The organism is Enterobacter sp. Res13-Sevr-PEC09-46, assembly GCF_015672585.1.
GTDB lineage: Bacteria > Pseudomonadota > Gammaproteobacteria > Enterobacterales > Enterobacteriaceae > Enterobacter > Enterobacter hormaechei_C.
The window spans coordinates 15,583-34,926 of the sequence record NZ_JADABR010000018.1 but is presented as its reverse complement, the minus strand read 5'-3'; the positions used below and the strand labels follow the sequence as shown (position 1 = coordinate 34,926).

The 19,344-nt window shown below is 55.5% G+C and carries 19 protein-coding genes and 3 tRNA genes; 11 read left to right on the top strand and 11 right to left on the bottom strand.

Features of this window, described 5'->3' with window-relative positions; translation table 11 throughout:
- Positions 1-190: 190 nt before the first annotated feature.
- The 4 genes from IMQ56_RS11840 to orn all read right to left on the bottom strand — a co-directional run bounded on the left by IMQ56_RS11840 (position 191) and on the right by orn (position 1,250).
- Positions 191-266 (bottom strand) — tRNA-Gly (locus tag IMQ56_RS11840).
- A gap of 45 nt (positions 267-311) precedes the next feature.
- Positions 312-387 (bottom strand) — tRNA-Gly (locus tag IMQ56_RS11835).
- 45 nt (positions 388-432) lie between these two features.
- A tRNA-Gly gene (locus tag IMQ56_RS11830) sits at positions 433-508 on the bottom strand.
- A gap of 196 nt (positions 509-704) precedes the next feature.
- Complete coding sequence (orn, locus tag IMQ56_RS11825; RefSeq protein WP_015572462.1) at positions 705-1,250, bottom strand: oligoribonuclease; 546 nt, start codon at positions 1,248-1,250, stop codon at positions 705-707.
- A 107-nt stretch (positions 1,251-1,357) separates the two neighbouring features.
- On the opposite strand from orn, the gene rsgA reads away from it, so the two are divergent.
- The 3 genes from rsgA (at position 1,358) to mscM (ending at position 6,819) form a co-directional block, all read left to right on the top strand.
- Entirely contained in the window at positions 1,358-2,410 is a 1,053-nt protein-coding gene (rsgA, locus tag IMQ56_RS11820; protein ID WP_003855964.1) for a small ribosomal subunit biogenesis GTPase RsgA, read from the top strand.
- 97 nt (positions 2,411-2,507) lie between these two features.
- On the top strand, positions 2,508-3,476 hold the full coding sequence (gene asd / locus IMQ56_RS11815; RefSeq protein ID WP_026080660.1) for an archaetidylserine decarboxylase: 969 nt from the start codon (positions 2,508-2,510) through the stop codon (positions 3,474-3,476).
- 19 nt (positions 3,477-3,495) lie between these two features.
- The gene (gene mscM / locus IMQ56_RS11810) at positions 3,496-6,819 is read left to right on the top strand and encodes a miniconductance mechanosensitive channel MscM (RefSeq protein ID WP_017694680.1); all 3,324 of its coding nucleotides are present in this window, start codon (positions 3,496-3,498) and stop codon (positions 6,817-6,819) included.
- 36 nt (positions 6,820-6,855) lie between these two features.
- On the opposite strand, the gene yjeM is transcribed toward mscM, so the two are convergent.
- Together yjeM and epmA are read right to left on the bottom strand one after the other, a co-directional pair.
- Positions 6,856-8,355 (bottom strand): glutamate/gamma-aminobutyrate family transporter YjeM, encoded by a 1,500-nt coding sequence (gene yjeM, locus IMQ56_RS11805; RefSeq protein WP_196064022.1) that lies wholly within the window; start codon positions 8,353-8,355, stop codon positions 6,856-6,858.
- 177 nt (positions 8,356-8,532) lie between these two features.
- Positions 8,533-9,510: an elongation factor P--(R)-beta-lysine ligase gene (gene epmA, locus IMQ56_RS11800; protein ID WP_015572459.1), complete on the bottom strand. Its 978-nt coding sequence runs from the start codon at positions 9,508-9,510 to the stop codon at positions 8,533-8,535.
- A gap of 310 nt (positions 9,511-9,820) precedes the next feature.
- Here epmA and frdA point away from each other — a divergent pair, with 310 nt between their 5' ends.
- The 4 genes from frdA to frdD are packed head-to-tail and all read left to right on the top strand — an operon-like array spanning position 9,821 to position 13,114.
- A complete protein-coding gene (frdA, locus tag IMQ56_RS11795) occupies positions 9,821-11,611 on the top strand; it encodes a fumarate reductase (quinol) flavoprotein subunit (protein WP_063158500.1) in 1,791 nt (596 codons plus the stop codon).
- The gene (gene frdB, locus IMQ56_RS11790) at positions 11,604-12,338 is read left to right on the top strand and encodes a fumarate reductase iron-sulfur protein (RefSeq protein ID WP_006810403.1); all 735 of its coding nucleotides are present in this window, start codon (positions 11,604-11,606) and stop codon (positions 12,336-12,338) included. Before frdA ends, frdB begins: the two co-directional genes overlap by 8 nt.
- A gap of 10 nt (positions 12,339-12,348) precedes the next feature.
- Complete coding sequence (gene frdC / locus IMQ56_RS11785) at positions 12,349-12,744, top strand: fumarate reductase subunit FrdC (RefSeq protein WP_017383964.1); 396 nt, start codon at positions 12,349-12,351, stop codon at positions 12,742-12,744.
- A 10-nt stretch (positions 12,745-12,754) separates the two neighbouring features.
- Positions 12,755-13,114 carry a fumarate reductase subunit FrdD gene (gene frdD / locus IMQ56_RS11780; protein WP_023295793.1) on the top strand — a complete coding sequence of 120 codons (360 nt, stop codon included), beginning with the start codon at positions 12,755-12,757 and terminating at the stop codon, positions 13,112-13,114.
- Positions 13,115-13,143: 29 nt separating this feature from the next.
- Here frdD and ampR read toward each other — a convergent pair whose 3' ends face one another.
- Entirely contained in the window at positions 13,144-14,019 is an 876-nt protein-coding gene (gene ampR, locus IMQ56_RS11775) for a LysR family transcriptional regulator AmpR (protein WP_003855952.1), read from the bottom strand.
- A 132-nt stretch (positions 14,020-14,151) separates the two neighbouring features.
- On the opposite strand from ampR, the gene blaACT reads away from it, so the two are divergent.
- Together blaACT and IMQ56_RS11765 are read left to right on the top strand one after the other, a co-directional pair.
- Positions 14,152-15,297, top strand: coding sequence for an ACT family cephalosporin-hydrolyzing class C beta-lactamase (blaACT, locus tag IMQ56_RS11770; protein WP_196064021.1), 1,146 nt, complete (start codon positions 14,152-14,154; stop codon positions 15,295-15,297).
- A gap of 158 nt (positions 15,298-15,455) precedes the next feature.
- The gene (locus IMQ56_RS11765) at positions 15,456-15,986 is read left to right on the top strand and encodes a lipocalin family protein (protein ID WP_023295791.1); all 531 of its coding nucleotides are present in this window, start codon (positions 15,456-15,458) and stop codon (positions 15,984-15,986) included.
- Here the strand turns inward: IMQ56_RS11765 and sugE are convergent.
- The gene (gene sugE / locus IMQ56_RS11760; RefSeq protein ID WP_015572453.1) at positions 15,983-16,300 is read right to left on the bottom strand and encodes a quaternary ammonium compound efflux SMR transporter SugE; all 318 of its coding nucleotides are present in this window, start codon (positions 16,298-16,300) and stop codon (positions 15,983-15,985) included. The two genes, IMQ56_RS11765 and sugE, sit on opposite strands and share 4 nt — an antisense overlap.
- Positions 16,301-16,562: 262 nt before the next feature.
- Here sugE and IMQ56_RS11755 point away from each other — a divergent pair, with 262 nt between their 5' ends.
- Positions 16,563-17,162 carry a LuxR C-terminal-related transcriptional regulator gene (locus IMQ56_RS11755; protein WP_196064020.1) on the top strand — a complete coding sequence of 200 codons (600 nt, stop codon included), beginning with the start codon at positions 16,563-16,565 and terminating at the stop codon, positions 17,160-17,162.
- Between the two features lie 37 nt (positions 17,163-17,199).
- Here the strand turns inward: IMQ56_RS11755 and ecnB are convergent, their stop codons facing one another.
- From ecnB to efp, 3 genes are all read right to left on the bottom strand, one after another.
- Positions 17,200-17,346 carry a lipoprotein toxin entericidin B gene (gene ecnB, locus IMQ56_RS11750; RefSeq protein WP_003855942.1) on the bottom strand — a complete coding sequence of 49 codons (147 nt, stop codon included), beginning with the start codon at positions 17,344-17,346 and terminating at the stop codon, positions 17,200-17,202.
- A 108-nt stretch (positions 17,347-17,454) separates the two neighbouring features.
- The gene (locus IMQ56_RS11745; RefSeq protein ID WP_015572451.1) at positions 17,455-17,586 is read right to left on the bottom strand and encodes an entericidin A/B family lipoprotein; all 132 of its coding nucleotides are present in this window, start codon (positions 17,584-17,586) and stop codon (positions 17,455-17,457) included.
- A gap of 57 nt (positions 17,587-17,643) precedes the next feature.
- Complete coding sequence (gene efp, locus IMQ56_RS11740; protein ID WP_003855940.1) at positions 17,644-18,210, bottom strand: elongation factor P; 567 nt, start codon at positions 18,208-18,210, stop codon at positions 17,644-17,646.
- A gap of 40 nt (positions 18,211-18,250) precedes the next feature.
- On the opposite strand from efp, the gene epmB reads away from it, so the two are divergent.
- The gene (gene epmB / locus IMQ56_RS11735; protein WP_032652269.1) at positions 18,251-19,279 is read left to right on the top strand and encodes an EF-P beta-lysylation protein EpmB; all 1,029 of its coding nucleotides are present in this window, start codon (positions 18,251-18,253) and stop codon (positions 19,277-19,279) included.
- Positions 19,280-19,344: the final 65 nt, after the last annotated feature.

Sequence of the window (19,344 nt, the reverse complement as noted above, 5' to 3'; positions counted from 1 at the left end):
TTTGAAATCAAATTTTCTTCATAAATTACAGGGAATTACGAAGATATTATTCACCCTGCTAACATTTCGTACAGACTGGTTTTAACACGGTTTCTGTGGATAACTCTGTTCACAAGAGTATTTCAGACATAATAGAAAACGTCCCCAACGAAGCACTTCGCTGTGGATAATCTGGAGATGAAGAAGAATTTGGAGCGGGAAACGAGACTCGAACTCGCGACCCCGACCTTGGCAAGGTCGTGCTCTACCAACTGAGCTATTCCCGCTTGGGTGTTCTGGTGCTATGCGTATCTTGCGATACTTTCAAATTTTGGAGCGGGAAACGAGACTCGAACTCGCGACCCCGACCTTGGCAAGGTCGTGCTCTACCAACTGAGCTATTCCCGCTTGGGTGTTCTGGTGCTGGCGTACCTTGCGATACTTTTCAAATTTTGGAGCGGGAAACGAGACTCGAACTCGCGACCCCGACCTTGGCAAGGTCGTGCTCTACCAACTGAGCTATTCCCGCAAATCTGTACTGCTTTTGTTGCTGTCGTAACGTGTAATTCTCTGTCGTTACGGGAGGCGCATTATACGAGAAATCCGTTTAGCTGCAACCCCCCTCAAAGCGATTTTTTTGAAATTCAGTTCAAGTGCTTATTTAATCGGCAAGCTGAACAATTTAGCGACAAAAACCCGGCCACGCAAGGCGCCGGATCGCAAAATCAGAGCTTAATAAAGTTTTCGCGATAGTACGCCAGCTCCGCAACAGACTCACGGATGTCGTCCATCGCCTGGTGCGTCCCCTGCTTTGTAAAGCCGTCGAGAATTTCCGGTTTCCAGCGGCGGGCCAGCTCTTTCAGGGTGCTCACATCCAGATAGCGGTAGTGGAAGTAGGACTCCAGCTCCGGCATGTACTTAAACAGGAAACGACGATCCTGACCAATGCTGTTGCCACAGATAGGCGATTTTCCTGCCGGCACCCACTGCTTCAGAAATTCAAGCGTCGCCAGCTCCGCTTCGCGGTCGCCCAGGGAGCTGGCCTTCACGCGTTCTACCAGCCCGCTGCCGGTATGAGTACGCACGTTCCACTCATCCATCAGCGCAAGCTGGTCATCGGACTGGTGCACGGCAATCGTTGGGCCTTCCGCCAGAATATTGAGATTGGCATCGGTGACCAGTGTGGCGATCTCAATAATGCGATCGCGCTCGGGATCCAGGCCGGTCATCTCCAGATCGATCCAAATCAGGTTGTTTTCGTCCGCGCTCATGTTATTTTCCACCCTTCTCGCATAACCGGCAGTAGCAGGTTAACTAGTATTAATTAGAGTGTATCATAGAGGTTTTGCCCGCTACGGGCGACCAGGAGCCAGCGCGATTGAGTAAAAATAAACTCTCCAAAGGGCAGCAGCGCCGCGTGAATGCAAATCACCAGCGCCGTCTTAAAACCACTACGGAGAAGCCCGATTACGACGACAACCTGTTTGGCGAAGCGACAGAAGGCGTTGTGATTAGCCGCTTCGGCATGCACGCCGATGTCGAATCCGCCGACGGGGATATCCACCGTTGCAATATCCGTCGCACCATCCGTTCCCTGGTGACCGGTGACCGCGTGGTCTGGCGTCCAGGTAAAGAGGCGGCGGAAGGGGTAACGGTTAAAGGCATCGTAGAAGCCGTGCATGAACGCACGTCGGTTCTGACCCGTCCAGATTTCTACGACGGCGTGAAGCCCATTGCCGCCAACATTAACCAGATCGTGATCGTTTCGGCGATTTTGCCTGAGCTTTCGCTCAATATTATTGACCGTTATCTGGTGGCCTGCGAAACGCTACAGGTTGAGCCGCTCATCGTGCTGAATAAAATCGATCTGCTGGATGACGAGGCCATGGCCTTTGTAAATGAGCAGATGGATATTTACCGCAACATTGGCTATCGCGTGTTGATGGTTTCCAGCCGCACCAAAGATGGCCTGAAGCCGTTAGAAGATGCGCTGACCGACCGCATCAGCATCTTTGCGGGGCAGTCCGGCGTAGGTAAATCGAGCCTGCTTAACAACCTGCTCGGCCTTCAGCAGGAGATCCTGACCAACGATGTGTCTGACGTCTCGGGCCTGGGCCAGCACACCACCACCGCCTCACGTCTCTATCACTTCCCGCACGGCGGCGATGTGATTGACTCCCCGGGCGTGCGTGAGTTTGGTCTCTGGCACCTCGAGCCGGAACAAATCTTTAACGGATTTGTCGAATTCCATGACTATTTAGGCGCTTGCAAATACCGCGACTGTAAACATGACAACGATCCGGGCTGCGCCATCCGCGAAGCAGTAGAGAACGGAGAAATTGCGGAAACCCGTTTCGAAAATTACCACCGTATTCTCGAAAGCATGGACCAGGTAAAAACGCGTAAAAACTTTTCTGATTCTGATAACTGACAACTAAGCTAAGCGTCGCTAAAATCGTCCCCTTTTTTCAGGTTCCGGCAGCGTAATGCCGGATCAGGAACGACAAAACAATGGCCTGGAGGCTACCTTGTTAAACTCATTTAAACTTTCGCTTCAATACATTCTGCCGAAACTGTGGCTCACTCGCCTGGCGGGCTGGGGCGCGAGCAAACGAGCGGGCTGGCTGACCAAACTGGTCATCGACCTGTTCGTGAAATACTACAAGGTCGACATGAAAGAAGCGCAGAAGCCGGATACGGCAAGCTACCGCACCTTCAACGAATTTTTTGTGCGTCCGCTGCGCGACGAAGTGCGCCCGCTGAATACCGACCCGAACGTGCTTGTGATGCCAGCGGACGGCGTGATCAGCCAGCTGGGTAAAATTGAAGACGACAAAATTTTGCAGGCGAAAGGCCATAACTACAGCCTGGAAGCGCTGCTGGCCGGTAACTACATAATGGCCGATCTGTTCCGTAACGGGACTTTCGCGACCACCTATCTCTCCCCACGCGACTACCACCGCGTGCATATGCCGTGTAACGGTATTCTGCGCGAGATGATCTACGTGCCGGGGGATCTGTTCTCCGTAAACCACCTGACGGCGCAAAACGTTCCTAACCTGTTTGCCCGTAACGAGCGCGTCATCTGCCTGTTTGATACTGAATTTGGCCCAATGGCGCAGATTCTGGTGGGTGCTACCATTGTAGGAAGCATCGAAACCGTCTGGGCGGGCACCATTACGCCGCCGCGCGAAGGCGTGATCAAGCGCTGGACCTGGCCTGCCGGCGAAGAAGAAGGTTCTGTGGCCCTGCTGAAAGGTCAGGAAATGGGCCGCTTCAAGCTGGGCTCAACGGTCATCAACCTGTTCGCACCGGGCAAAGTTAACCTGGTCGACGAGCTGGAAAGCCTGTCCGTGACCAAACTCGGCCAGCCTCTGGCAGTATCGACGGAGGTCTTTGTGACGCCAGAGGTTGCGCCTGCCCCGTTGCCGGAAGAAGAGATCAAAGCCGAGCACGACGCCAGCCCGCTGGTTGACGACAAAAAAGACGAAGGCTAACAACAGAAGGATCGCTGACGTGCGCCCGATTATCGTATTACTGATGGCCTGGTGCCTCAGCATGGGGGCGTACGCAGCGACGGCCCCCGACGCCAAACAGATAACCCAGGAGCTGGAGCAGGCAAAAGCGGCGAAACCCGCTCAGCCGGAGACCGTTGAGTCGCTCCAGTCTGCACTGAACGCGCTTGAGGAACGAAAGGGTTCCCTTGAGCGCGCGCAACAGTACCAGCAGGTTATCGACAACTTCCCCAAACTCTCTCAGACCCTGCGCTCGCAGCTAAACAACCTGCGCGATGAACCACGCCAGGTCCCCGCGGGGATGACGTCCGAGGCGCTGAATCAGGAGATCCTGCAAGTCAGCAGCCAACTGCTGGAAAAAAGCCGTCTGGCGCAGCAGGAGCAGGAACGGGCGCGTGAAATTGCCGATTCCCTCAGCCAGCTTCCACAGCAGCAAACCGATGCCCGCCGTCAGTTAAATGAGGTGGAACGTCGCATCGGGACGCAGACAGGCAGCACACCGCAGAATCAGGCGCAAAATCTTGGGTTGCAGGCGGAATCCGCCAGACTAAAAGCGCTGGTTGATGAACTGGAGCTGGCGCAGCTTTCCGCTAACAACCGCCAGGAGCTGTCGCGGATGCGTTCCGAGCTGGCGCAGAAGCAGAGCCAGCAGCTGGATGCATATCTCCAGGCGCTGAGAAATCAACTCAACAGCCAGCGTCAGCGTGAAGCTGAACGTGCGCTGGAAAGCACCGAGTTACTGGCCGAAAACAGTGCTAACCTGCCCGACAGCATCGTCGCCCAGTTTAAGGTTAACCGCGAGCTTTCTGCCGCGCTGAATCAGCAGGCGCAGCGCATGGATTTGGTGGCCTCGCAGCAGCGTCAGGCCACCAATCAAACCCTCCAGGTTCGTCAGGCGCTCAACACGCTGCGTGAACAGTCCCAGTGGCTTGGCTCGTCTAACCTGTTGGGCGAAGCGTTACGCGCCCAGGTGGCTCGTCTGCCAGAGATGCCAAAACCGCAGCAGCTTGATACGGAGATGGCGCAGCTGCGCGTTCAGCGTCTTCATTATGAAGATCTCCTCAACAAGCAGCCGCAAATCCGCCAGATCCGTCAGGCTGACGGACAGCCGCTCACCGGCGAGCAAAGTCGTATTCTGGAAGCGCAACTGCGCACCCAGCGCGAACTGCTCAATTCCCTGTTGCAGGGAGGCGATACGCTGATCCTTGAGCTGACTAAGCTGAAAGTCTCGAATAGCCAGCTGGAGGATGCGCTGAAAGAGGTCAACGAAGCCACGCACCGTTACCTTTTCTGGACGTCCGACGTGCGGCCGATGACCTTCGCCTGGCCGATTGAGATTGTGCAGGATCTGCGCCGCCTCATTTCATTGGACACCTTCAGCCAGCTGGGCCTCGCCAGCGTAATGATGATAACCAGCAAGGAGACCATCTTCCCGCTGCTGGGGGCGCTGATTCTGGTGGGCTTCAGTATTTATTCCCGTCGTCACTTCACCCGTTTCCTTGAGCGCTCCAGCGCCCGAGTGGGAAAAGTAACCCAGGATCACTTCTGGCTGACGTTGCGTACGGTGTTCTGGTCAATTCTGGTCGCGTCTCCGCTGCCGGTGCTGTGGATGACGCTCGGATACGGCCTGCGTGAAGCCTGGCCCTACCCGCTTGCCGTCGCGATTGGCGATGGCGTGACCGCCACCGTTCCGCTGCTGTGGGTGGTGATGATTTGCGCCACGTTTGCGCGGCCAAATGGTCTGTTCATCGCTCACTTTGGCTGGCCGCGTAATCGCGTTGCGCGGGCGATGCGTTACTACCTGATGAGTATCGGGCTGATTGTGCCGCTGATTATGGCGTTGATCATGTTCGATAATCTCAATGACCGTGAGTTCTCCGGCTCGCTGGGACGGTTGTGCTTTATGCTGATCTGCGGGGCGTTAGCGGTAGTGACGCTCAGCCTGAAACGCGCCGGGATCCCGCTCTATCTCGACAAGACCGGCAGCGGCGATAACATGTTTAACCGTCTGCTGTGGAACCTGCTGCTCAGCGCGCCGCTGGCGGCGATGCTGGCGGCAGCGGTCGGTTATCTCGCCACGGCGCAGGCGCTGCTCGCCCGACTGGAAACGTCGGTGGCTATCTGGTTTCTGCTGCTGGTGGTCTACCATGTTATTCGCCGCGGCATGCTGATCCAGCGTCGTCGTCTGGCGTTTGACCGTGCCAAACACCGTCGCGCAGAAATTCTGGCCCAGCGCGCGCGGGGTGAAGAAGAGCCGAACCACGTCAACAGCACCGAAGGGACCACAGACGCCGATGACGTCGAACTGGATCTGGATGCGATCAGTACCCAGTCCCTGCGGCTGGTACGCTCAATTCTGATGCTGGTTGCCCTGCTGTCGGTGATCTTCCTGTGGTCGGAAATCCACTCCGCGTTTGGCTTCCTGGAGAACATCTCTTTATGGGATGTGACGTCCACGGTGCAGGGGGTCGAAAGTCTGGAGCCCATAACCTTAGGGGCCGTGCTGATTGCGATTCTGGTGCTGATCATCACCACGCAGCTGATCCGTAACTTCCCTGCCCTGCTGGAGCTGGCGCTGTTGCAGCATCTGGATTTAACCCCCGGCACAGGCTATGCGATCACCACCATCACCAAGTATTTAATCATGCTGTTTGGTGGGCTGGTTGGCTTCTCGATGATTGGTATCGAATGGTCAAAACTGCAATGGCTGGTTGCCGCCCTGACCGTAGGCCTGGGCTTTGGTTTACAGGAGATTTTTGCCAACTTCGTTTCTGGTCTGATCATTCTGTTTGAAAAGCCGATTCGAATTGGCGATACGGTGACCATCCGCGATCTCACCGGCAGCGTCACCAGGATCAACACCCGCGCCACCACCATCAGCGACTGGGACCGTAAAGAGATCATCGTCCCGAACAAGGCGTTTATTACCGAGCAGTTTATCAACTGGTCGCTGTCCGACTCCGTCACGCGTGTGGTGCTGACCGTACCCGCTCCGTCGGATGCCAACAGCGAAGAGGTGACGCAGATCCTCTATACGGCTGCTGAACGCTGTTCGCTGGTAATCGACAACCCGCCGCCGGAAGTGTTCCTGGTTGATTTGCAGCAGGGGATCCAGATTTTCGAGCTGCGTATCTACGCCGCCGAGATGGGACACCGTATGCCGCTGCGCCATGAGATCCACCAGTTGATTCTGGCTGGCTTCCGCGAGCACGGAATTGATATGCCGTTCCCACCGTTCCAGATGCGTCTGGAAACGCTGGACGGACGTAAGACGGGAAGAACGTTGACGTCAGCGGCGCGTACGCGCCCGGCGGGAAGTTTGTAATCCTTTCCCCCTCCCCGTCGGGAGGGGGTCAATCCTTTACGCCACTTCTGCTACACAGGCCGTCGAGCGACGACGGTAATGCTCATAAATCCCCATTGCCAGCAGCGAGAAGAAGATCGGTCCGCCAACCATCCACAGCGTGCTGTTCCAGTCATTTGCCTCAACCACGGGCTGAATGACGGTAAAGATGTTGGCGAACGCGACGACCAGCACCACAACAGTGGTCGCCAGCAGCGTCGCCGCGCGGGTTTTGAAGATCACAAACGGCCGCTCCAGATCCCGCTTCGCCTTAAAGAACGGGAACGCCAGGGTCAGGAACAGATACGGAAGCGTCATCGATACGTTCGCCATCAGGGTCAGCTTGTTATAGAACGCCGACGCGGTATCACCGCCGAAGGACACCAGCAGAATGAACACGCACACCAGCAGGCACTGCATCCACATCGCGTTGGCAGGCATACCGGCAGCGTTCAGCTGCGTCATACGTGCGGGCCACAGCGCCTTTGGCGTCCCCTGAATAATCGCTTTCAGCGGCGAGTAGATCAGCGTGAAGAATGCGCCAGTATAGGCGAGGAACATCGACAAGCCAGTAATCCGCGCAAACCAGATCCCCAGGGTGGCCGACGTTTCCGGCGCGAGATCCATGGCGTTGCCCAGCGTCACCCCCAGGCTTTTCATCAGCACGTAGGTAATGTTGCCGAGGTTGGTGGTGTTATTACTTAACATCTGCTGCCAGTTGGTGCTGACGCCCCAGAGGAAAATCGCCAGTGAGTAGCCAATAGAAATGACGATGGCGGCAAAGATAATACCTTTGGCGAAGTTCTTTTCCGGATTTTCGGTTTTGTCGACCAGCCCGCCCACGGCTTCAATTCCACCGTAAGCAAAGATGGCAAACACCACAAAGGAGAGCATGGCCAGCCCGGACTGGTAACCCGGATTAGGCGATGAAACGAAGTTGACTTCCTGTGCGAAATGCCCGCCGTTCAGGCACAGAATAGCGATGCTGACCAGCAGCAGCACCAGGTTCAGGTACATCACGGAAATGCCGCCAACGGCAGTGATACGGGCAATTTTGTTGATGCCTTTCGAGGCCACCAGGGTGACCACCACCATCCAGCACACTGCCAGAATACCGACCACCTGCGTGGAGCTCAGCCCCGCCAGAGACCAGACCTGCGTTTTATCCGCACCGAAGAGAAACGTTGAGAACGGCACCCAAACCTTGGCCGCCGTGCTGACCATCCAGACGACGTAGGATGAAAACCACATGAACGTACCGATAAACGCGTAACGCGGACCGACGCTGTTGTTCATCCACGAATAGATGCCGCCTTCTTCTTTCCTATACGCCGAGCCCATCTCCGCCATCATCAGCGCAAACGGGATAAAGAAGAACAGAGCGGAAACGATATAAAACGGCGTCGCGCTGTAGCCCATCAGATAAAACGCGGACGGGCTATTGGCAAAGCCAAAGACTGACGTAAAAATCATCAGAATGAGCCCGGTAAGGGTCATTTTTTTGAGTGAGTGAGACATATAACCATCCGAAACGGAATTAAACTGCGCGGATGGTAGCAGATGACCAGACAAACAATGTGGCTATCCGAGTCAAATTAAGAAAAAGACCCGTATAGAGAGAAATGAGCAGTTTTTAATGTGGCAGAGTTAAATGACCGAGTAGGCCGGGTAAGCGCAGCGCCACCCGGCATTTTTTCAGGCGCGATCGACCGTAAAGGCAATCACATCGCCCAGGTGCTCGGCACCCAGCGCCAGCATGACCAGGCGATCCACACCCAGCGCCACGCCGGAGCAGTCCGGCAGACCGGCTTTAAGCGCTTCCAGCAGATGAGTATCAATCGGCTGCTGCGGCAGACCGCGCGCGTTGCGCTTGCGGTTATCCTGCTCGAAACGCTGCTGCTGTTCGCGCGCGTCGGTCAGCTCGTGGAAACCGTTCGCCAGCTCGATGCCTTTGAAATACACCTCAAAACGCTCCGCCACGCGGTGATCTTCGGTGCTGATCTGCGCCAGTGAGGCCTGGCTGGCCGGGAAGTGATAGACAAACGTCGGACGATCTTTGCCAATCTGCGGTTCAACACCAAAGGTGAACAGCAGTTGCAGCAGCGTGTCGCGATCCTCTTCGTTATCCGCCACGTTGCTCAGATCCAGTTTTGCCGCCACTTCACGCAGCTGTGTTTTATCAGCCGACAGTGGATCGATTTCCAGATGGCGCTGGAAGGCCTGCTGATAGGAGAGCGTTTCAGCTTCCGCGCAATCCAGCACCTGTTGCAGCAGATCGTCAACTTCGTTCATCAGACGATACATGTCGTAGTGCGGGCGGTACCACTCCAGCATGGTGAATTCCGGATTATGGTGTCGGCCCATCTCTTCATTACGGAAGCTACGGCACAGCTGATAGACCGGACCACACCCGGCCGCCAGCAGACGCTTCATATGGTATTCCGGGCTGGTCATCAGATACAGATTCATGCCCTGAGAGTGGCCTGGGCCAACAAAACGGGTTTCAAACGGGACCAGATGAATATCCGTGACCGTCGCCTGACTCATGCACGGCGTTTCCACCTCCAGGACGCCGCGGTCGGCAAAGAAACGGCGGATCTCCGCCATAATTGCTGCGCGCTTTAGCAGGTTTGGAATGGATGCGCTCGGCTGCCAGGTGGCCGTTTCGCTCATGAGTTATTTCTCCGTTTTCAGACAAGGGCACGAAGTCTACTCGTAAGCCGGGGCAGAGACAAATTTTGCACAGTAAAAGTCCCTTTTCATTGCAGAGAGAAATACTGTGACGCCATTCATTAATCACGATGATAAATCACCGCACAGAACAGCAAAAAAATCGAACACGTCAAATTTCCCTCACTTCTACGCGGTTATACTGTTTTACCCATAAAGGAGCAGTGGAATCGCTTCCGCAATCGCCCGTTCGGGCAGGTGAACGTCCTTTAGTTCATCCCGTTGCGGGAAAACAATAATCTGGAGGAATGTCGTGCAAACTTTTCAAGCCGATCTTGCCGTAATAGGCGCTGGCGGGGCTGGATTACGCGCTGCAATTGCTGCGGCACAAGCCAATCCGAACGCTAAAATCGCATTGATTTCAAAAGTCTATCCGATGCGCAGCCACACGGTAGCCGCAGAAGGAGGATCCGCCGCCGTCGCGCAGGATCATGACAGCTTCGAATACCATTTCCACGACACGGTTGCAGGGGGCGACTGGCTTTGCGAACAGGATGTCGTTGATTACTTCGTGCACCATTGCCCAACGGAAATGACCCAGCTGGAACAGTGGGGATGCCCGTGGAGCCGCCGTCCGGACGGGAGCGTCAACGTCCGCCGCTTCGGTGGCATGAAGATCGAACGCACCTGGTTTGCCGCCGATAAAACCGGCTTCCACATGCTGCACACCCTGTTCCAGACCTCCCTCCAGTTCCCACAAATCCAGCGCTTTGACGAACATTTCGTTCTCGACATTCTGGTCGACGACGGTCATGCGCGCGGACTGGTGGCAATGAACATGATGGAAGGCACGCTTGTCCAGATCCGCGCGAATGCGGTGGTGATGGCAACGGGCGGTGCGGGTCGCGTATACCGCTACAACACCAACGGCGGCATCGTCACCGGTGACGGTATGGGCATGGCACTCAGCCACGGCGTCCCGCTGCGTGATATGGAGTTCGTCCAGTATCACCCAACCGGCCTGCCGGGCTCCGGCATACTGATGACGGAAGGCTGCCGCGGTGAAGGCGGTATTCTGGTCAACAAAAACGGCTATCGCTATTTGCAGGATTACGGCATGGGTCCGGAAACCCCGCTTGGCGAGCCGAAAAACAAATACATGGAACTCGGCCCACGCGACAAAGTTTCTCAGGCTTTCTGGCACGAGTGGCGCAAAGGCAACACCATCTCAACGCCGCGCGGCGACGTGGTGCATCTCGACCTGCGTCATCTCGGCGAGAAGAAACTGCTGGAGCGTCTGCCGTTTATCTGCGAGCTGGCGAAAGCCTATGTGGGCGTCGATCCGGTGAAAGAGCCGATCCCGGTGCGTCCAACCGCGCACTACACCATGGGCGGTATCGAAACCGACCAGCAGTGCGAAACCCGCATCGAAGGGCTGTTTGCGGTGGGCGAGTGTTCCTCCGTCGGTCTGCACGGCGCAAACCGTCTGGGCTCGAACTCGCTGGCTGAGCTGGTGGTCTTTGGTCGCATGGCGGGCGAACGTGCGATGGAGCGTGCCGCAACGGCAGGTGAAGCTAACAGCGCGGCGCTGGATGCGCAGGTTGCAGATGTCGAAAAACGCCTGAAAGACCTGGTGAACCAGGAAGGTAACGAAAACTGGTCGAAGATCCGCGACGAAATGGGGCTGTCGATGGAAGAAGGCTGCGGGATCTACCGTACGCCAGAGCTGATGCAGAAAACCGTCGACAAGCTGGCCGAGTTGCAGGAGCGCTTCAAACGCGTGCGCATCACCGACACCTCCAGCGTCTTCAATACCGATCTGCTTTATACCATTGAACTGGGCCACGGCCTGAACGTCGCAGAATGTATGGCCCATTCCGCCCTGGCGCGTAAAGAGTCCCGCGGCGCGCACCAGCGCCTGGATGAGGGCTGCACCGAACGTGACGACGTCAATTTCCTTAAACACACTCTCGCCTGGCGCGATGCGGATGGCACTACGCGACTGGACTACAGCGACGTGAAAATCACCACGCTGCCACCGGCGAAACGCGTGTACGGTGCAGAAGCAGAAGCCGCCGATAAGAAGGAGAAGGCGAATGGCTGAGATGCAAAAACTGAAAATTGAAGTGGTGCGCTACAATCCGGAAGTGGACGCCGCGCCGCACAGCGCTTTCTATGAAGTCCCTTACGACGAGCAAACCTCCCTGCTGGATGCGCTCGGCTATATCAAAGATAACCTGGCCCCAGACCTGAGCTACCGCTGGTCCTGCCGCATGGCAATTTGCGGCTCCTGCGGCATGATGGTCAACAAGGTGCCAAAGCTGGCGTGTAAAACCTTCCTGCGTGATTACACCAAAGGTATCAAGGTTGAAGCGCTGGGCAACTTCCCGATTGAGCGCGATCTGGTGGTCGACATGACCCACTTTATCGAAAGCCTCGAAGCGATTAAGCCGTACATCATCGGCAACCCGCGCACGCCGGATCAGGGGCCAAACACCCAGACGCCCGCGCAGATGGCGAAATACCATCAGTTCTCCGGCTGCATCAACTGCGGCCTGTGCTACGCCGCCTGTCCGCAGTTTGGCCTGAACCCTGAGTTTATCGGCCCGGCCGCCATTACCCTGGCGCACCGCTATAACGAAGACAGCCGCGACCACGGCAAAAAAGAACGTATGGCCCAGCTGAACAGCCAGAACGGGGTCTGGACCTGCACGTTTGTCGGTTACTGCTCCGAAGTCTGTCCGAAGCATGTCGACCCGGCCGCCGCTATTCAGCAGGGGAAAGTGGAAAGCTCGAAAGACTTTCTTATCGCTACCCTGAAACCACGCTAAGGAGTGCATGATGACGACTAAACGCAAAGCCTACGTGCGGCCAATGCCGTCCACCTGGTGGAAAAAACTGCCGTTTTATCGCTTCTATATGCTGCGTGAAGGCACGGCTGTTCCCGCGGTCTGGTTCAGCCTCGAACTGCTGTACGGGGTTTATGCCCTCAAGCACGGCCCGGAAGCCTGGGCCAGTTTTGTGGGCTTCCTGCAAAACCCAATCATCGTTGTGCTGAACCTGATTGTGCTCGCCGCCGCGCTGCTTCATACCAAAACCTGGTTTGAACTGGCGCCAAAAGCAGCGAACATCATTGTAAAAGGCGAAAAAATGGGGCCAGAGCCGGTCATTAAAGGGCTCTGGGCAGTGACGGCAGTTGTCTCTGTGGTCATTCTGTTTGTCGCACTGTTCTGGTAAGGAGACTACTGTGATCAATCCAAGTCCAAAACGTTCAGACGAGCCGGTCTTCTGGGGGCTGTTTGGCGCAGGCGGCATGTGGAGCGCCATTATTGCCCCGGTCATTATCCTGCTGGTCGGGATCATGCTGCCGCTGGGGCTGTTCCCGGGCGATGCGCTGAGCTATGAGCGCGTACTGGCCTTTGCGAGCAGCTTTATTGGCCGCGTGTTCATCTTCCTGATGATCGTCCTGCCGCTGTGGTGTGGTCTGCACCGTATCCACCATGCGATGCACGATCTGAAAATCCATGTGCCAAGCGGTAAATGGGTCTTCTACGGTCTGGCGACCATTCTGACGGTCGTCACGTTGATTGCCGTGGTCACCATCTGACTGAACAGGCCCGCCATCCGGCGGGCTTTTTACTTTTTCATCTTCTCCACCAGCCACCGGGAAAATTCGCGCATGGCTGGCGTTTCTGCCCGGGACTGCAATCGGGTCAGCCAGTAACTGCCGAGCTCAATCTGCGTCGCAAAGGGCTGCACAATGCGCTCGCTGGCTAACAGATGGGTAAACATATCGACAGGCGCAATAGCAATACCCACCCCTGCCTGAGCGGCCTCCAGCATGGTCACGGACGAATCAAATACCATCACGCGGTGCGTTGGCGAAGGGGGATGCTCGCCGGCCGCCTGCATCCACGCGGTCCACTCGTCGCGTCGGTAGGAGCGCAGCAGCGTAAACCTGAGGATGTCGGCCGGACTGTGCAGACTGGCGGCGATATCAGGTGTACACAGCGGCGCGAGCGGCGCATGACAAAGAAATTCAGCCTCGGTACCGTGCCACGCCCCGCCACCGTAGCGGATCGTATAGTCAAGCCCTTCGGCAGCCGGATCAACGCGGTTGTTATGGGTGGAAAGCTGAAGATCGATGTGTGGGTAGCCACGGCGAAAATCCTCCAGCTGCGAGAATAAGACCCCGGTGGCAAACGTACCCACCACGCCGATTTTCAGCTTCTCCTGCGCACGATGGTTAGCGAAGCGATCCAGCATTCCGGCTATACGATCGAACGAATCATTCAGCACCGGCAGTAAATTTTCGCCCTCGGTAGTCAACATCAGCCCGCGCGACACGCGAACGAACAGCTGACAGTTCAGGTGCTGCTCCAGCGTTTTCACATGCTGGCTAATAGCCGAATGCGTCACGTTCAGTTCAATGGCCGCATGCGTAAAGCTGAGATGTCTTGCGGCGGCCTCAAAAGCCCGAAGCGAATTGAGGGGTAGATAGCTTCGCGTCATGGTCGCTTCCGTTAGAAAAATTAACAGCTAATGCTAAATTTAACCGTTTGTCAGGCACTGTCAAATCCAACAGACTACGCCTGTCTGACGGGCCCGGACATCCCCTTGACTCGCTATTACGGAAGATTACTGATGATGAAAAAATCCCTTTGCTGCGCCCTACTGCTCGGCATCTCTTGCTCTGCTCTCGCCACGCCAGTGTCAGAAAAACAGCTGGCGGAGGTGGTTGCGAATACGGTTACCCCGCTGATGAAAGCCCAGTCTGTTCCAGGCATGGCGGTGGCCGTTATTTATCAGGGAAAACCGCACTATTACACGTTTGGCAAGGCCGATATCGCGGCGAATAAATCCGTTACGCCTCAGACCCTGTTCGAGCTGGGTTCTATAAGTAAAACCTTCACCGGCGTTTTAGGTGGGGATGCCATTGCTCGCGGTGAAATTTCGCTGGACGATCCGGTGACCAGATACTGGCCACAGCTGACGGGCAAGCAGTGGCAGGGTATTCGTATGCTGGATCTCGCCACCTACACCGCTGGCGGCCTGCCGCTACAGGTACCGGATGAGGTCACGGATAACGCCTCCCTGCTGCGCTTTTATCAAAACTGGCAGCCGCAGTGGAAGTCTGGCACAACGCGTCTTTACGCCAACGCCAGCATCGGTCTTTTTGGTGCGCTGGCGGTCAAACCTTCTGGCATGCCCTATGAGCAGGCCATGACGACGCGGGTCCTTAAGCCGCTCAAGCTGGACCATACCTGGATTAACGTGCCGAAAGCGGAAGAGGCGCATTACGCCTGGGGCTATCGTGACGGTAAAGCGGTGCGCGTTTCGCCGGGTATGCTGGATGCACAAGCCTATGGCGTGAAAACCAACGTGCAGGATATGGCGAACTGGGTCATGGCAAACATGGCGCCGGAGAACGTTGCTGATGCCTCACTTAAGCAGGGCATCGCGCTGGCGCAGTCGCGCTACTGGCGTATCGGGTCAATGTATCAGGGTCTGGGCTGGGAGATGCTCAACTGGCCCGTGGAGGCCAACACGGTGGTCGAGGGCAGCGACAGTAAGGTAGCGCTGGCGCCGTTGCCCGTGGTAGAAGTGAATCCACCGGCTCCCCCGGTCAAAGCGTCCTGGGTCCATAAAACGGGCTCTACTGGCGGGTTTGGCAGCTACGTGGCCTTTATTCCTGAAAAGCAGATCGGTATTGTGATGCTCGCGAATAAAAGCTATCCGAATCCGGCACGCGTTGAGGCGGCATACCATATCCTCGACGCACTACAGTAAAACATTGCCGGGTGGCGCTGCGCTTACCCGGCCTACACAACGCGTGAACTTTGTAGGCCGGGTAAGGCGAAGCCGTCACCCGGCAAAACACCCTGCACAATCTCCCGCATTTTCCTTGCTGTCATCTACACTTAACAAAAAACAGTAAGGAAACTCCTATGCGCATTCTGCCTGTTATTGCCGCAGTAACAGCCGCGTTTTTAGTGGTTGCTTGCAGTTCCCCTACTCCTCCGCCTGGCGTCACGGTAGTCAGTAATTTCGACGCACAGCGCTTCCTCGGCACCTGGTATGAAATCGCCCGAATGGACCATCAGTTCGAACGGGGCTTAGAAAAAGTCACGGTCAGCTACAGCGCGATGGATGACGGCGGGATCCGGGTCATTAACCGCGGCTATAACCCGGATCGCCAGATGTGGCAGCAGTCAGTTGGTCAGGCCTATTTCACCGGCGCGTCTAACCGCGCGGCCATGAAAGTCTCTTTCATCGGCCCATTCTACGGCGGGTATAACGTCATTGCGCTGGACAGAGAGTACCGCCATGCGCTGGTGTGTGGGCCGGATCGCAACTATCTGTGGCTCCTCTCCCGCACGCCAACGATCTCGACGGAAATGAAACAGCAGATGCTGGACATAGCGACCCGGCAAGGGTTTGACGTGACGAAATTAATCTGGGTAAAACAGCTGCATTAGTGCGTACTGAGTTTTAACCCGATGATACCCGCGACGATTAACGCGAGGCTGGCGATACGCGCCAGACTCGCAGACTCCCCCAGCAGCAGAATGCCGGTAATGGCAGCTCCTACCGCGCCAATTCCAGTCCAGACAGCGTAAGCCGTTCCGACTGGCAAGGTTCGCATCGCCCATGACAGCATGACGATACTGACAATCATTGCGGCGATAGTGATGACGCTGGGCGTCAGGCGGGTAAAACCGTGGGTATATTTCAGGCCAATTGCCCATACCACTTCGAGCAAACCGGCAATAACAAGAACGATCCAGGACATATCAGGCTCCTTAACTTAACGACAAGTTGGGGCCGTCCCCGATGAATGAAGCGCTTACGGGTCGTCCCGCAAGGCTGAGGTTGCGCCTTATATTTTGGTTAGCATGGAATTTTTTTTCAAACTTTTTCTGCTGAACACGTTAAGGCAAGAAATAGCCTCAGTAAGGCACGGAGTTCAGGCATTTATGACTCATCCGACTTCTCTATGATGATAGGCTTTCTGATGGCAGGAAGCCAAACCACTAGCCGACTGCGAAAATTATATGTTCAAAATTCTTTTGATTGACCGTTGTCACTTCACCCGCACGGGATTTGAAGCCTGGCTCAATCATTCAGACCTGTTTTCGGGTCATTTCGTCGTAACCGGGGTAAATAATCTTTTCCTCGCCAGAGAGCATATTCTGCAATGGAAACCTGCGCTGGTCATCGCTGATTTATCGGGCTTCCGGCAGGATTTACACCATTTTAAGCAGCTATCTTCCCTGCTTATTGCCAGCGAAACATTGCCTTTTATTATGCTGCAATCGGGGCAGGAGCAGGAGATGACAGATTATCTGGCGCAGTTCCCGATATGGTCTTCACTTTCCAAAAATACCGATCTGGAAAAACTGGCGGCGGTGATAAACGACGCGCTAACGACATGCGTAAGCGCGGAGCTTCCGGAAATGGCGGCACCGTTACTGACGCGTCAGGAAGAGAGAGTATTGACCCTGTGGATGGATGGTGCGAGCAACCAGAAAATTGCCAGCAATCTGCGCATTAACGGAAAAACGGTGTATACGTACAAACGCAATATCCGCATGAAGCTGCATATGGATACGCGTTACTCCCCGTTTTTATCGCTACAGGAAGTGGAAAATTGACGGTACGGTGAAGTTTGCTGCCGTACCGTCGCTTTCATTAGTTCTGAGCTTTAGTTGCTGCGCCAGAAATCGCGTTACCACCGTCGGAGATATCTTCCCCTACGCCACGGGTGGTGTTACATGCAGTCAGTACCGAAGAAAGCACCAGAACAGAAAAGATCGCTGCAATTGTTTTCTTAACCATAATATCTTCCTTTTATAGCCAAAGTTATTTTGTGTATAGCAACTTAAGAATAGACAAGATCTTGTCGTTTGACGGAAAAGGAAGAATTTTTAGGAAAATTAGACGGAATTAGCTGGCCGCATGGGAAATGATATGGCCGAGATCCTGAATATCTTCGCCCACGCCACGCGCGGTGTTGCAACCGGAGAGAATTGCGCTGGAGAACGCTAACAGAAGCAGAATTTTAACGGTACGTTTCATCTTCCCTGCCTGCAAAATCAGGCGCAGCGGGCGCTGCGCCTTTAATCATGACGTAAATTACTTCACGCGGGATACGTATTCGCCGGAGCGGGTATCCACTTTGATCACTTCACCGATCTGTACGAACAGTGGCACTTTAACCACCGCGCCGGTAGACAGGGTGGCAGGCTTGCCGCCAGTACCTGCGGTATCACCTTTCAGACCTGGATCGGTTTCAACGATTTCCAGCTCAACGAAGTTCGGAGGCGTAACCGCGATAGGCTGACCGTTCCACAGGGTAACGATGCACTCAGCCTGATCCAGCAGCCACTTGGCGTTGTCGCCAATCGCTTTCGCGTCCGCAGACAGCTGCTCGAAGGTTTCGTTGTTCATGAAGTGCCAGAACTCACCGTCGTTGTACAGGTAAGTCAGGTTCATATCGACAACATCAGCGCCTTCAGCGGAGTCAGTAGATTTGAAGGTTTTCTCAACACGGGTACCGGTCAGCAGGCGGCGCAGCTTAACGCGTGCGAATGCCTGGCCTTTACCTGGTTTAACGAATTCGCTGGCTTCAACCGCGTACGGTTCGCCGTCCATCATGATTTTAAGACCAGCACGAAAATCGTTGCTATAGTACGTTGCCATAAGGCCCTCTAAATTTGTTAACTGGTAGCTAAGCCACAAAATGGCGCATATTGTAACCCTAAACACCCCGTCCAGAGAAGATTGGTTATCGCAACTTGCCGATGTAATCACCAGTCCTGATGAATTGCTGCGTCTTTTAGACCTCGAACAGCACGAAGCGTTGCGTGCAGGTCGTGAGGCGAAGCGCCTTTTCGCCCTGCGCGTTCCCCGCGCGTTTGTTGCCCGAATGGAAAAGGGTAACCCTGATGATCCATTATTAAAACAGACGCTTACCTCTCAGGATGAGTTTATTACCGCCCCCGGATACAGCACCGATCCGCTGGAAGAGCAAAACAGTGTCGTACCGGGTTTGCTGCATAAATACCGTAATCGCGCCCTGCTGCTGGTTAAGGGTGGTTGCGCGGTAAATTGCCGCTATTGCTTCCGTCGCCACTTCCCGTACGCCGAAAATCAGGGCAATAAACGCAACTGGCAGGTGGCACTGGACTACATCGCGGCGCACCCGGAGCTGGATGAAATCATCTTTTCCGGCGGCGACCCGCTGATGGCAAAAGATCATGAGCTGGACTGGCTGCTGACTCAGCTTGAGACCATCCCGCACATTAAGCGTCTGCGCATTCACAGCCGTTTACCGATCGTCATCCCGGCGCGTATCACCGACGCCCTGGTCACGCGCCTGGATCAGTCTCGTTTGCAGGTGCTGCTGGTGAACCATATCAACCACGCGAATGAAATTGACGCGGACTTTCGTGCGGCGATGGCGCGTATGCGAAAGGCAGGCGTGACGCTGCTCAACCAGAGCGTATTACTGCGCGGCGTGAACGACAGCGCCCGCGTGCTGGCCGATCTCAGCAATGCCTTATTTGATGCGGGCGTAATGCCCTATTACCTGCATGTTCTGGATCGCGTCCAGGGCGCGGCGCACTTCATGGTGACAGATGAAGAGGCCCGGAAGATTATGCGCGAGCTGTTAACGCTGGTTTCGGGTTATATGGTGCCGAAGCTGGCACGTGAGATTGGCGGAGAGCCGAGTAAGACGCCGCTGGATTTGCAGCTGCGGCAGCAGTAAAAAGTCAGGTGGCGCTACGCTTACCTGCCCTGGAGATAAAGCGGCAGCGCCATCAAAAAGTTATA

Coding starts and splice junctions, on each gene's coding strand:
- orn (WP_015572462.1), bottom strand. CDS start 1,250: ATGAGCGCGGACGAAAACAACCTGATTTGGATCGATCTGGAGATGACC.
- yjeM (WP_196064022.1), bottom strand. CDS start 8,355: ATGTCTCACTCACTCAAAAAAATGACCCTTACCGGGCTCATTCTGATG.
- epmA (WP_015572459.1), bottom strand. CDS start 9,510: ATGAGCGAAACGGCCACCTGGCAGCCGAGCGCATCCATTCCAAACCTG.
- frdB (WP_006810403.1), top strand. CDS start 11,604: ATGGCTGAGATGCAAAAACTGAAAATTGAAGTGGTGCGCTACAATCCG.
- frdC (WP_017383964.1), top strand. CDS start 12,349: ATGACGACTAAACGCAAAGCCTACGTGCGGCCAATGCCGTCCACCTGG.
- ampR (WP_003855952.1), bottom strand. CDS start 14,019: ATGACGCGAAGCTATCTACCCCTCAATTCGCTTCGGGCTTTTGAGGCC.
- blaACT (WP_196064021.1), top strand. CDS start 14,152: ATGATGAAAAAATCCCTTTGCTGCGCCCTACTGCTCGGCATCTCTTGC.
- IMQ56_RS11765 (WP_023295791.1), top strand. CDS start 15,456: ATGCGCATTCTGCCTGTTATTGCCGCAGTAACAGCCGCGTTTTTAGTG.
- sugE (WP_015572453.1), bottom strand. CDS start 16,300: ATGTCCTGGATCGTTCTTGTTATTGCCGGTTTGCTCGAAGTGGTATGG.
- IMQ56_RS11755 (WP_196064020.1), top strand. CDS start 16,563: ATGTTCAAAATTCTTTTGATTGACCGTTGTCACTTCACCCGCACGGGA.
- ecnB (WP_003855942.1), bottom strand. CDS start 17,346: ATGGTTAAGAAAACAATTGCAGCGATCTTTTCTGTTCTGGTGCTTTCT.
- IMQ56_RS11745 (WP_015572451.1), bottom strand. CDS start 17,586: ATGAAACGTACCGTTAAAATTCTGCTTCTGTTAGCGTTCTCCAGCGCA.
- efp (WP_003855940.1), bottom strand. CDS start 18,210: ATGGCAACGTACTATAGCAACGATTTTCGTGCTGGTCTTAAAATCATG.
- epmB (WP_032652269.1), top strand. CDS start 18,251: ATGGCGCATATTGTAACCCTAAACACCCCGTCCAGAGAAGATTGGTTA.